The organism is Porphyromonas asaccharolytica DSM 20707 (genome assembly GCF_000212375.1).
GTDB classification, from domain to species: Bacteria; Bacteroidota; Bacteroidia; order Bacteroidales; family Porphyromonadaceae; genus Porphyromonas; species Porphyromonas asaccharolytica.
On sequence record NC_015501.1, the window covers coordinates 898,356 to 910,319 of the forward strand.

Sequence of the window (11,964 nt, forward strand, 5' to 3'; positions counted from 1 at the left end):
CCGTATGCGTCCGTTACTACGATCACTCTCTCTGCTGCTCTGCACGCTCTGTGTGTGGAGTGCTACGCTTTGGTCGCAGATAGATACGGAGCGGGTGATGACGATCGGGCGCAATGCGATAGGCTTCAAGGATTATGTGGTCGCTATCGAGCACTTTAACCAAGTGATCGAGGTGGCGCCCACGATGGCAGACCCGTATTACTACAGAGCTTTTGCCAAGCTTATGCTGGGCGACTATGCGGGTGCCGAGCGAGACGCAACGCTGTGCATCGAGCGCAACCCTTTCCTCTCTAGAGCCTACATGGTACGGGGGGCGGCACGGCACAATCTGCAGCACTATGCGGAGGCAGCGACTGACTATGCGCAAGCGCTCAAGATCACGCCTGACGACTTCTACCTCTCGTTCAACTTAGCTGGCTCGCTCTATGGTGCCGAGCAGTATGAGCGTGCCGACTCGGCAGCGCTCGCCTTGACGCAGCGTCATCCGAAGGAGGCGCGGGGCTACTTCCTCGCAGCGGAGATAGCTTTGCGACGGCAAGACACGGTCGCGGCGGAGGGACGGATAGCCGAGGGCCTGGCAATAGACTCGCTGAGCGCTGCGCCTTATCGGATGCTCTCGACGATTGCTTACCTGCGGGGAGACTACGAGGGGGCACTACGCTACCACGACAAGAGCATAGAGCAGGAGCCTGGCCAAGCTAGCGACTACATCAACCGTGGACTGACACGCTACAAACTCAAGGAGTATCGTGGCGCTATGGAGGACTACAATCAGGCGCTCCTCCTGACGCCTCATGATGCGGTCGCTCGACACAACCGAGCCTTGCTGCGTATCGAGGTGGGCGACCTACAGGGAGCTCGCGAAGATCTGCTAGAGGTGGTGCGGCTGCAGCCGACCAATCTGACGGCACACTTTAACTTAGCTTTGGTACAGACTCAGACGGGGCAGTACCGTGAGGCGATCGAGACGCTAGACTATATATTAGGACGTCGACCTGAGTTCCTCTCAGGTTACTATCAGCGCTCAGAGGTGAAGCGTCTGCTCGGGGATGCTGCTGGAGCTGACAGAGACTACTGGTTCGCCTACAAGCTAGAGCGTGGGCAGGTCAAAGCACCCAAGCCAACCATTGCCGACAGCACCGCCTCGAGTGTAGCTAGCGAAGAACTATACGCACTAGATCATCACGCAGAGCTACAGTCTGCGAGTAGCGACGCGACGCCCTCTTCGATTACTACGGGGAGCAATTCGCTACGCGGATCGATCCAAGAGCAAGCCACTTCATCAGAGGCTTGCCCCGCTTACGAGCTGACCTACTTCGTGCAGAAGAGTCACGACAAGCTCTTGCCTCGCTCCAACTTCTCCGCAGAGCTGGAGGCGTACAACGAGCGCACGGGCTACCAGCCTCGCCTCTTGCTTGCCGTCGGCACGCAGTCGCTAGACAGCACGCAGCTTCATGTCGTGCTGGAGGATATAGCACATCTGCAGGCTAGTGAAGCGGAGCAAACGGCCGACTGGCACCTGCGTATGGGGATCGACAAGCTACTGATGCGAGACATCGGCGAGGCGGTCTCACAGTTCAACGCTTGTCTCGAGCTGGCTCCTCAGCAGCCACTCGCGCTTCTCGCACTGAGCACGGCGCGCCTCATGCAGGCAGAGACACTCACAGACGCTAAGCAACAAACGCTCATGTACGACTTAGCGATGCGTCAGCTCACCACCGCCATCGGGCACGCCCCGCAGATAGGCTATCTCTACTACAACCGTGCGCACCTACACCAGTCGCTGGGACATATGGATCAAGCGATCGCAGACTACACCAAGGCGATCGAACTACTACCCCAAGCTGGCGAAGCTTACTACAATCGAGCTTTGCTCCTGGAGCAGCAGGGGCAGCATGAGCAGGCGATAGATGACCTGAGCCGTGCAGGCGAGCTGGGCATCTATCAGGCTTATTCTCTCATCCACACTATCCAGACACGCTGATGATATCCGTTCAAGACCTTACGGTAGACTTTGGTAAGCAACTTCTCTTTGACTCGATCAACTTTGTCATCAGCAAGGGCGAGCGAGTCGCACTCGTCGGGCATAACGGGGCGGGTAAGTCAACCTTGATGAAGATCCTCGTCGGCATTGAACAACCGACGAGTGGTGCCGTCAGCCGTCCCCGAGACCTCTCCATAGGTTACCTGCCACAAGTCAAAGAGCTTGTCGACCACACCACGCTGCGTGCGGAGGTCGAGGAGGTCTTTAAGGATGTGCAGTCGCTCAATGATCAGTACGACCGTCTGAGCGAAGAGCTAGCGACACGCACCGACTACGACTCGCCCGAGTATCTAGAGCTGATCGAGCGTCACGGACATCTCACCGACCTGATACAGATGCACCACCCGTCGCAGTACCTTGCCGAGATGGAGCGCACGCTCCTCGGGCTAGGCTTCGAGCGGAGCGACTTCGACAGACCGACGCGTGAGTTCTCCGGCGGGTGGCGTATGCGTATCGAGCTGGCTAAGGTGCTGCTGAGCAATCCCGATCTGCTCCTCCTCGATGAGCCAACGAACCACCTAGACATCGAGTCCATCGACTGGCTCGAGCACTTCCTCATCGCCCGTGGAGTCACGCTCCTGCTCGTCTCGCACGACCGTACCTTCCTCGACAACGTCACCAACCGCACCATCGAGATCGAGCTGGGACGCATCTACGACTACAAGACTTCCTATAGCCACTACGTCACGCTACGTGAGGAGCGCCTGGAGCAGCAGAAGCGAGCTTACGAGAATCAGCAGAAGAAGATCCAAGACATCGAGTCCTTTGTCGAGCGCTTTCGCTATAAGCCGACGAAGAGCGCACAGGTGCAGAGTCGCATCAAGCAGCTAGACAAGATCGAGGAGATCGAGCTCGACGAGATAGACACACGGCACATCAACTTCACCTTCCCGATGGCAGGGCGCAGTGGCGACTATCCAGTCATCATCGAGGATCTGGACAAGAGCTACGGCTCTCTCTCGGTGCTACGAGGCGTCTCGATGACTATCAAGCGTGGCGAAAAGGTCGCCTTCGTTGGGAAAAACGGCTCTGGCAAGTCAACCCTCATGCGCTGCATCATGGGACAAGAGGAGTACACCGGCAAGCTTCAGATAGGGCATGGCGTAGAGATCGCTTACTTCTCTCAGAATAGAGCGCAGGAGCTGCCAGCTGATCAGACGATCCGTGACGCTATCGATAGCTTGGCGCGTGGCGATATACGACTACATATTAATGATATGTTGGGTGCCTTCCTCTTTGGCGGAGAGGTGGCCGACAAGCCCATCAGCGTACTCAGTGGTGGCGAGCGCGCTCGTGTCGCTATCATGCAGATGCTCCTAGAGCCTGCCAACCTGCTCATCCTCGATGAGCCGACAAACCACTTGGACATCCGAACCAAAGAGATCCTCAAGCGTGCCATCGCAGCCTTTCCAGGAACCGTCATCGTTGTCTCGCACGACCGCTACTTCCTCTCTGGGCTCGTGGATCGCATTTTCTCCTTCAGTCATGGAGCCGTACGCGAGTGTATGGACGGTCTCGACGGCTATCTAGCTACCCTTCATGAAGAGCTAAACCAACAGCCTTCAACCAACAGCCAACAGCTAACAGCCAATAGCCAATCGCCAACGGCTAACAATCCGCAGCCAACAGCCAAAGTCCAGCCCCAGCTCGACTACCAGCAGCAGAAAGAGCAGCAGAAGCGCTTGCGCACCCTCCGCCGCACCGCCGAGAGTCTTGGTGAGCAGTTGGAGCAACTTAAGAAAAGCCTTGCTGAGCTAGAGCAGCAGATCGCCACGGCAGCCACCCCGCAGCTCATCGATCAGTACACCCTGGTCAACAAAAAGATCCAAGAGATCACCCCTCAGTGGGAGGAAGCCGAGTTTGCCCTGATGGAGTACGAGGAGGAGATCCAACAGTAGTAATTAGCCAGCCAACCGCCCCGTGAGACAATTCCTCAAGCTCTTCGGCAAGTATATCCGCCCTTATCGTCACTACGTAACAGGTGGCATCATTGCCAACATACTCTCGGCGCTGCTCAACTTGCTCGCCTTCTCGCTCATCATGCCGATCCTGCGTATCCTCTTTGGCATGGATCAGACTACACCTGTCTACCAGGCGCTCGACGGCATCAACTGGTTACGCCCCTCTGAGTGGAGCGTGGCGATAGACTATATCGTGGGCAATTTCAACTACTACGTCTACCAGCTCATCCAGCAGTACGGTCCTGCCCGCACGCTCCTCCTCCTTTGCATCTACCTCGTCGTCATGACACTCATCAAGGTTGGCGTCACCTATGGCGGCATCTATATGCTCGTGCCGATCCGCACAGGAGTAGTCAGAGATCTGCGCAATGAGTTCAATGCGAAGCTCCTCCGTCTGCCTATCTCCATGATCAGCGAAGAGCGCAAAGGTGACCTCCTCGCTCGCTTCTCAGGAGATGTCGCCGAGATCGAGTACTCCATCATCAACCTCTTAGAGAGTCTCATCAAGAACCCCATCCTCATCATCATCTACCTTGTGGCGCTTTTTGCGATCAGCTGGGAGCTCACCCTCTTCGTCCTCATTGTCCTGCCGATAGCCGGTTACGTCATGGGAGCCGTGGGCAAGCGACTCAAGCGAGACAGCCTCGAGGGGCAAACGCAGTGGGGGAGACTCATGAGCATGGTCGAGGAGACCCTCTCGGGGCTGCGCATCATCAAGGCGTTCAATGCAGAGCAACAGATCTCTCACCGCTTTACTAAAGCCAACGAACAGTATCGACGCACCATCTCGCAGGTCTATGCACGCCAAGGCCTAGCGCACCCCATGAGCGAGTTCCTCGGCACCACCGCCATTGCGATCATCCTTTGGTACGGTGGTAACTTGATCTTTGCGGGCAATAGCTCCATCACGGCCGATGCTTTCATCTACTACCTTGTAGTCTTCTACAGCATCATCAATCCCGCCAAAGAGCTCAGTCGTGCCTCCTACTCGATCCAAAAGGGACTAGCCTCGATGACTCGCATACAAACTATCCTCGACTACCCCGAGCGCATCACAGATCCCGCGGAGCCGCTGCCCGTCACCTTCGAGCAGAGCATCTCTTACGAAGATGTCTCCTTCCGCTACGAAGAGCCGTGGGTGCTGCGCAACCTGTCGCTCACCATACCCAAAGGTCAAATGGTTGCGCTTGTGGGAGCATCGGGTGCTGGCAAGAGTACGCTTGTAGACCTACTTCCTCGCTTTTACGATGTCACCTCTGGGCGCATCACCATCGACGGCACCGACATACGACAGGTGCGGGCGAGCGAGCTAAGGGAGCTCATAGGCTATGTCAATCAGACGCCGATCCTCTTCAACGATACGATACGCAATAACATCACCTTCGGCATGGAGCACCCCGTCAGCGATGAGGAGATACGCACCGCTGCCGAGGCAGCCAATGCAACCGAATTCATCGACCAGCTCCCCGAGGGGTTTGAGTACAACATCGGTGACGGTGGTAGCAAGCTCAGCGGAGGTCAGCGTCAGCGACTTAGCATAGCACGAGCCTTGCTCAAGGACTCGCCCATCCTCATCCTCGATGAGGCGACCTCGGCACTCGACAACGTCTCCGAGCAACTAGTCCAGGAGGCTATCCAGCGTCTCGTCAGCGACCGCACCACCATCGTCATCGCCCACCGACTATCCACGATCATGCACGCTGACCTCATCTGCGTCATGCAGGAGGGGCAGATCGTCGAGCAGGGTACGCACACAGAGCTGCTAGAGCGCGGTGGACTCTATGCCCAGCTTTACCAGATACAGTTCAAAGAGTAAAGTCTCCCTTAGCCCGAGTTTCGTAGCAAAAACGAGTCCCGGGGAGCTTAGTTCCAATATTTGAGGAGGTGATAGCCGTAATTCGTTGAGTGTCAAGAATGGTCCTTCGCTGAGCGAGTCGGGTTAGTAGGGGAGACGACGAAAAGTCACGAGAGATAACCGAAGCGGTACGATCTCTCATAAGGTAGCTCCGATAAATTTGGATTTCTCTCGGTGGGTACTTGCGCAGATCTTCGAATGAGAACGTGTCACCTACGAAAAGGGACTACGGGAGGGCCACCTTGTTGAGGATGCCCGTCAGGTAGGCGATTGCCAGCCCGTAGTTGGTCATAGGCACTTGCTGAGCCGTAGCGAGGTCTTGGCGAGAGACGAGCATGCGTCGGTTGAACATGCAGGCGCCGCAGTGGATGACGAGGTCATAGGGTGTAAGATCCTCGGGAAAGTCTCGCCCTGACACATGCTCGATGGTGAGCGTCTCGCCGATGCGTTTGCGTAGAAGGCGGGGCAGCTTGACCGTGCCAATATCCTCGCCCTCAGGAGCGTGGGTGCAGGCCTCTGCGATGAGTAGACGACTGGAGGGAGTGAGCTGACCTATGGTAGCAGCGCCTGCGACAAGTCGCTGGAGATCGCCACGCTGGGCACTCATAAGGATAGAGAAAGAGGTGAGCCGACAACCCTCAGGGACTAGAGGCTCGACCGTGGCGAAGACTTGTGAGTCTGTGATGATGAGCTGAGGCGGAGCTGCTAGCTGTGACAGTGCTGTGGGGAGCTGCTCTGGTGTGACACATAGGGCATGGCAACCTCTATCTAGTAGTGCACGAATGGTCTGCACCTGTGGCAAGATCAGTCGTCCTGCGGGGGCTGCGCTGTCTTGTGGCATCACGAGGAGTACGAGGTCGCCCGTCTGACAGAGATTCCCTAGGAGTGAGGGCGTCGGCTCGGACACGTTGTGCAGCGTCTGCTTGATCTTCTCAAGTAGTGTGTCGAGGCTCTCGTCATCGTTCTGACGAAGCGAAAGCGGAGCATGACCGAAGCATTGCACGATCTCCTCTTGTCGCTCTAGCCAAGAGCTTTGCTCTGGCAAATCGGCACGAGCGATGATTGGGAGCGTCGGCACATTAGCCTTTCGCAAAGCTGCTATGATGGGCGTGTCGAGAGAATCTTCGCAACTGAGTAGGTAGAGAACTAGATCGGCAGAGCTCAGTGCTAGCTGCGTGACTCGCTGTCGCTCGGCTCCGAGGGGGGTGTCGTCGGCTAGCCCTGGAGTGTCGACCAGTAGAATGGGCCCCACGCTGGGCAGCTCGAAGAGCTTCTCCACGCTGTCGGTCGTGGTGCCAGCTTGGTCGGATACGAGCGACCGCTCTTGTCGTAGCAAGCGGTTGAAGAGCGTAGACTTGCCACTGTTTACTTGTCCTACGAGGAGCAGTCGCTTACGTTCGCTGGTCTCTCTTGCACTTGGTGTCATACTCTTTGTCCATTAAAAGCGGAAGTCCCGCTCTCCCGCTTTGATCTGCTGGAGACGCTGCTGAGCAATGGCACGAACCCGCTCATTGGGGATCGTGGGGAGTTGCTGTGCGATCATCTCTAGTCCCAGCTCACGGGTTGTAGGTGAAGCGTAATCCTCTAGGTACTCCTGCAGTGTCAGAAGGGCATTAGGACCACAACAGTTAGAGATCTGACCACTCTTGCAGAGCGACATGAAGCGGTCACCAGTACGACCCTCGCGATAGCACGCGGTGCAGAAGCTCGGTATGTGTCCCTGCTGGAGAAGCCAGTAGACCACCTCATCGAGTGTGCGTGGATCGCTCACCTCAAACTGCTCTGAGTGGGCTGCCTCTGTCGTCTGCGCATAGCCTCCCACAGAGGTGCGGGAGCCTCCGCTGATTTGTGACACCCCTACGTGGAGAGCCTTCTGCCGTACGACCTCACGCTCACGGGTCGAGACGATGATACCTGTGTAGGGTACTGCCAGTCGGGCTACTGCTATAATATGGAGGAAGGTGTCGTCAGGAATTGCCTCGGGGAAGGAGTCGAGCGAGATGTCATCAGCCGGACAGATACGTGGTACGCTGATCGTATGAGGACCTACGCCAAAGGTCGCCTCCAGATGCTCCGCATGCATCATTAGCCCGACGAAGTCATAGCGATAGGTACTCAAACCAAAGAGCACCCCTAGCCCCACATCGTCGATGCCACCCTGCATCGCTCTATCCATCGACTCGGTGTGATAGGCGTAGTCACTCTTAGGACCTCTCGGGTGTAGCTCCTCGTAGTGCTCCTTGTGGTAAGTTTCCTGAAAGAGGATGTAAGTGCCGATTCCTGCCTCGTGAAGCATGCGATACTCTTCGATAGTGGTTGCGGCGATGTTGACATTGACACGACGGATAGCCCCATTCTTATGATGTATCGAGTAGATCGTTTGGATCGACTCAAGGATATACTCGATCGGGTTGTTGCGTGGGTCTTCGCCCGCCTCGAGGGCAAGACGCTTGTGCCCCATGTCTTGTAGGGCAATCACTTCTTCCCGTATCTGCTCCTGGGTCAGCTTGTGGCGAGGAATGGTCCGGTTCTTAGCGTGGTAAGGACAGTAGACGCAGCCATTGATACAATAGTTAGAGAGGTAGAGCGGAGCAAAGAGTACAATGCGCTTACCGTAGAAGCGTAATTTGATCTGCTCAGCCAGTTGTGCCACTCGTTGTCGTGTCGCAGGATCCTCAGCGAGGAGGAGTACGGCAGCCTCTCGGTGATCTAGTCCATGCATCTCCGCAGCCTTGCGTAGGATATCGGAGATCATTTTCTCATCATCTTTGTGTTGTTCCGCATAGCGGAGGGTGTCGATGATTTCATCATGATTGATGAAGTCACAGGCATCGTGCGATTGCTTATTGTAACTCATACTTTCACTTGATTAGCTAGAGGGAGCGTCTCCACGCCCCCAGTCTATTTTGTAACCTATCGTGTCAAGCTGTGCCTGTAGGAGGGCGACACCCTCGGCAGCCTCAGAGCCTGAGTAGGCTTTGTTGTTATAGAGAGCGTAGTCTGCTCTATGGTTTAATGGGGATAGATTGGGCATCACCACATTACATCCTGATCGTATGGCGGCTAGTCGCCCCTCAGGGTGGAGCGTCGCGACAGCTGTCGTGCCCGGGATCAGAGCCCGTGGATTGAGGAGCCGACAGAGGGCGAGAAAGCGAAGCGTCATCGACAAGCTCCCCGCAGGGTAGGTCCCTAGCGGTGTATCCTCATGAGGGATGAAGGGACCCACGCCGATCATCTCGGGCTGCAACTGGCGAATGAAGTCTAAGTCTTGCGCTAAGTGTGCCGTCGTCTGACCTGGTGAACCGACCATGATGCCCGTCCCCACTTGATAGCCGATCTGCTTGAGGTCCCGCAGGGCTTGTAGCCTATGCTCCTGCGCCATCGTGCTGGGGTGTAACCTTTGGTAGTGCTCCTGGTTGTAAGTCTCATGACGCAGCAGGTAGCGGTTAGCACCAGCTCGATAGAGTGCCTCGTACTCCTCACACTCCATCTCTCCGAGTGAGAGCGTGATAGCGCACTCTGGATAACTAGATCGAATGCTACGCACGAGCGAGAGCAGACGCTCTCCCCGCCAATAGAGATCTTCGCCACCCTGTAGCACGAAGGTACGAAAGCCTATCTCGTATCCTCTTGCACAGGCCGACATCACCTCGTCGGCAGTAAGTCGATAGCGGGTGACATGCTCATTACTAGAGCGTATACCACAATAGTAGCAGTCGTTGCGACAGATGTTTGATATCTCTACAAGACCTCTCAGATAGATCTTCCGCCCGAAATGCTGCTCTGCAATAGCCTCGGCACGCACCTGAAGCTCATGCTCGAGGTGCGTGTCGTTACTGTCTAATAGAGCTTTCAGCTCAGGGATGGAAGCTGCTGCTACTTGGTCTAGCGTATCACTCCTTCTCTTTATAGTTGGCATAGGTGAGGTCGATTTTCTCCACCTCCTTGAGTAGCTGGCGACGACCAGCGAGTACATCGTTGAAGGCGCTCGGACCTGTTACGCAACCTCCGAGACAAGCCATCACCTCGACAAACTGCGTGTCCGCCTTGCCGCGCTTGCCGTAAGCCTTGAGCTTGGCGACGGCTTTCTTGTCCAGTCCTGCGATCTCCTCAGCAGTGAGACGACCTACGAAGTCCTTGTACTCCTCCGTATTGCTTAGATAGGAGATGACGGCATCCTTGACACCGCCATTACGAGCGAAGGCGTGTGCCTCACGTACCGACTCGACGGTTGGTTTGTAGCCCTCTACCGTGTTGATGTCTATATCCAGTCCCTCTAGGATAGAGCCTAGCTCCTCAAAGGTAACCACCATATCGACATCCACGTTGGGACGCTTGATCTCCTTGCGCTTAGCCACACAAGGACCAAAGAAGACGATCTTGCTATCGGGGTAAAGCTTGCGTGCACGCTCTGCCGTGTAGACCATCGGCGAGTGTGAGCTAGAGACAAAAGGCTTGAGCCCAGGAGCATGCTTATCCACCAGCTCGTAGAAGGAGGGACAGCACGAAGTGGTCATAAAGGCTTGACCAGCCTCGATCTTCTCCACAAGCTCCTTTCCCTCATGACTCACTGTGTCCATAGCTCCCTGAGCCACCTCGATGACATCGTAGAAGCCTATCTTCTTGATGGCTCCGTAAACCTGCTCACGGCTTGCCTTAAACTGACCTAGGATTGCTGGAGCCACGATAGCTACGACTTGCTCGCCACGCTCTATAGCACCTAGTACGTCAAAGACTTGCGAGATCTCAAAGATCGCACCAAAGGGGCAAGCATTCAGACAAGAGCCACAATAGATGCACTTAGACTCATCTATATGCTCGATACCATCCTCGTCCTTGCTGATAGCACCCACGGGGCAAGACTCCTCGCAAGGCACGGGTATGTAGACGATCGCATGATAGGGGCAGTTCTTGTGGCACTGACCGCAGCTGATGCAGATTTCGTGATCGATCTGTGCCTGACCATTCTTCTTGAATGAGATACAGCTCTTCGGGCAGTTGCTCGAGCAGGCACGACTTACGCAGCCACGGCAGAGGTTAGACACCTCATAGTTGATCTGGACGCACGAGGTACAAGCCTCATCAATGACGCAGAGGACATTCTCCTTAGTTGGCTGCGGACGGTGCAGTGCCGTGTGAGCGTACTCAGACAGCGGTGTCAGCTCATCCTGCTCATCTCGCATGTCAAAGCCTAGGAGAGGAAACATCTTATACTTCCATACAGCACGCTCCTTATGGGGGCAGCAACGTCCCAGCACATTGCGCTGCTTACGAGGGCTCAGTTCTAGAGGGATCCGATCTATCGTTTTAATCAATTGGTCTTGACGCCACCTAGCTACCATGGTGGAGAGGAGCTTATGGCGCACGATCATTACATTGTTTATATAGGTCATAGGGTCACGTTATGTTTCAGCTTTTGACCCTCACATAGGGCGGGGTCCAAACTCTCCACAAAGATACGATTAATATCTCAATCAATCACTATATATTGCTAGTTCCACATGTCAAAATACCTTATTCTTGTGACTCTCTCATAGTAGAGCGACTAAGAGGGGGTGGCTATCCTATATCGATAGACGAAAAAGCAGAGAGCCTCACCCTCACGGGTGAAGCTCTCTCAGTTCTGTTCGAAAAGATGATTTGTCTAAAAAGAATTTGTGGGCCCAATAGGATTCGAACCTATGACCCTCTGTTTGTAAGACAGATGCTCTAAACCAGCTGAGCTATGGGCCCTTTCAGATATCTTAGCTCTCCGAGATACTCTAGCGACAGTGTAAATGTGATCGGCAGTTGTCCTACAAGGATTCGAACCTTGACAAACAGGACCAGAATCTGTTGTGCTACCATTACACCATAGGACAATCTGTATCAACCTACTGTCGATTAGCTCGTCACCATCGTGTGTGACACCCAATCACAGAGTCTCTCTTAGAGAGAAGTAAATGCGTTGTATCACGATATCGTAGTAAGGTGGGAGTTGCACCTTCGTCCGCCCCCTGCGGGAGTTGTTGTCCCACAAGGATTCGAACCTTGACTGACAGAACCAAAACCTGTAGTGCTAGCCATTACACCATGGGACAAATCCTTTTACTACCGACAGACAC

7 protein-coding genes and 3 tRNA genes are annotated in these 11,964 nt (G+C 55.1%); 3 read left to right on the forward strand and 7 right to left on the reverse strand.

Going from position 1 to position 11,964, the window contains the following annotated elements; all coding sequences use genetic code 11:
- Positions 1-4: 4 nt before the first annotated feature.
- The 3 genes from PORAS_RS03595 to PORAS_RS03605 are packed head-to-tail and all read left to right on the forward strand — an operon-like array spanning position 5 to position 5,821.
- Positions 5-1,984: a tetratricopeptide repeat protein gene (locus tag PORAS_RS03595; RefSeq protein ID WP_013760209.1), complete on the forward strand. Its 1,980-nt coding sequence runs from the start codon at positions 5-7 to the stop codon at positions 1,982-1,984.
- Entirely contained in the window at positions 1,984-3,942 is a 1,959-nt protein-coding gene (locus PORAS_RS03600; protein WP_013760210.1) for an ABC-F family ATP-binding cassette domain-containing protein, read from the forward strand. The genes PORAS_RS03595 and PORAS_RS03600 overlap by 1 nt, the downstream gene beginning before the upstream one ends.
- 22 nt (positions 3,943-3,964) lie before the next feature.
- Positions 3,965-5,821: an ABC transporter ATP-binding protein gene (locus tag PORAS_RS03605; protein WP_013760211.1), complete on the forward strand. Its 1,857-nt coding sequence runs from the start codon at positions 3,965-3,967 to the stop codon at positions 5,819-5,821.
- 265 nt (positions 5,822-6,086) lie between these two features.
- Here the strand turns inward: PORAS_RS03605 and hydF are convergent, their stop codons facing one another.
- The 7 genes from hydF to PORAS_RS03640 all read right to left on the reverse strand — a co-directional run bounded on the left by hydF (position 6,087) and on the right by PORAS_RS03640 (position 11,940).
- Positions 6,087-7,286 (reverse strand): [FeFe] hydrogenase H-cluster maturation GTPase HydF, encoded by a 1,200-nt coding sequence (gene hydF, locus PORAS_RS03610; RefSeq protein WP_013760212.1) that lies wholly within the window; start codon positions 7,284-7,286, stop codon positions 6,087-6,089.
- 12 nt (positions 7,287-7,298) lie between these two features.
- Complete coding sequence (gene hydG, locus PORAS_RS03615) at positions 7,299-8,717, reverse strand: [FeFe] hydrogenase H-cluster radical SAM maturase HydG (protein WP_013760213.1); 1,419 nt, start codon at positions 8,715-8,717, stop codon at positions 7,299-7,301.
- A 12-nt stretch (positions 8,718-8,729) separates the two neighbouring features.
- The gene (hydE, locus tag PORAS_RS03620; protein WP_013760214.1) at positions 8,730-9,779 is read right to left on the reverse strand and encodes a [FeFe] hydrogenase H-cluster radical SAM maturase HydE; all 1,050 of its coding nucleotides are present in this window, start codon (positions 9,777-9,779) and stop codon (positions 8,730-8,732) included.
- Positions 9,754-11,253 (reverse strand): monomeric [FeFe] hydrogenase, encoded by a 1,500-nt coding sequence (locus PORAS_RS03625; protein ID WP_013760215.1) that lies wholly within the window; start codon positions 11,251-11,253, stop codon positions 9,754-9,756. The genes hydE and PORAS_RS03625 overlap by 26 nt, the downstream gene beginning before the upstream one ends.
- Before the next feature lie 265 nt (positions 11,254-11,518).
- Positions 11,519-11,593 (reverse strand) — tRNA-Val (locus PORAS_RS03630).
- A gap of 57 nt (positions 11,594-11,650) precedes the next feature.
- Positions 11,651-11,721, reverse strand: a tRNA-Gln gene (locus PORAS_RS03635).
- 147 nt (positions 11,722-11,868) lie between these two features.
- Positions 11,869-11,940: transfer RNA gene (locus PORAS_RS03640), tRNA-Gln, on the reverse strand.
- Positions 11,941-11,964: the final 24 nt, after the last annotated feature.

Excerpts from the sequence above, each read along its gene's own strand:
- PORAS_RS03595 (WP_013760209.1), top strand. The coding sequence starts at position 5 with ATGCGTCCGTTACTACGATCACTCTCTCTGCTGCTCTGCACGCTCTGT.
- PORAS_RS03600 (WP_013760210.1), top strand. The coding sequence starts at position 1,984 with ATGATATCCGTTCAAGACCTTACGGTAGACTTTGGTAAGCAACTTCTC.
- hydF (WP_013760212.1), bottom strand. The coding sequence starts at position 7,286 with ATGACACCAAGTGCAAGAGAGACCAGCGAACGTAAGCGACTGCTCCTC.
- hydG (WP_013760213.1), bottom strand. The coding sequence starts at position 8,717 with ATGAGTTACAATAAGCAATCGCACGATGCCTGTGACTTCATCAATCAT.
- hydE (WP_013760214.1), bottom strand. The coding sequence starts at position 9,779 with ATGCCAACTATAAAGAGAAGGAGTGATACGCTAGACCAAGTAGCAGCA.
- PORAS_RS03625 (WP_013760215.1), bottom strand. The coding sequence starts at position 11,253 with ATGACCTATATAAACAATGTAATGATCGTGCGCCATAAGCTCCTCTCC.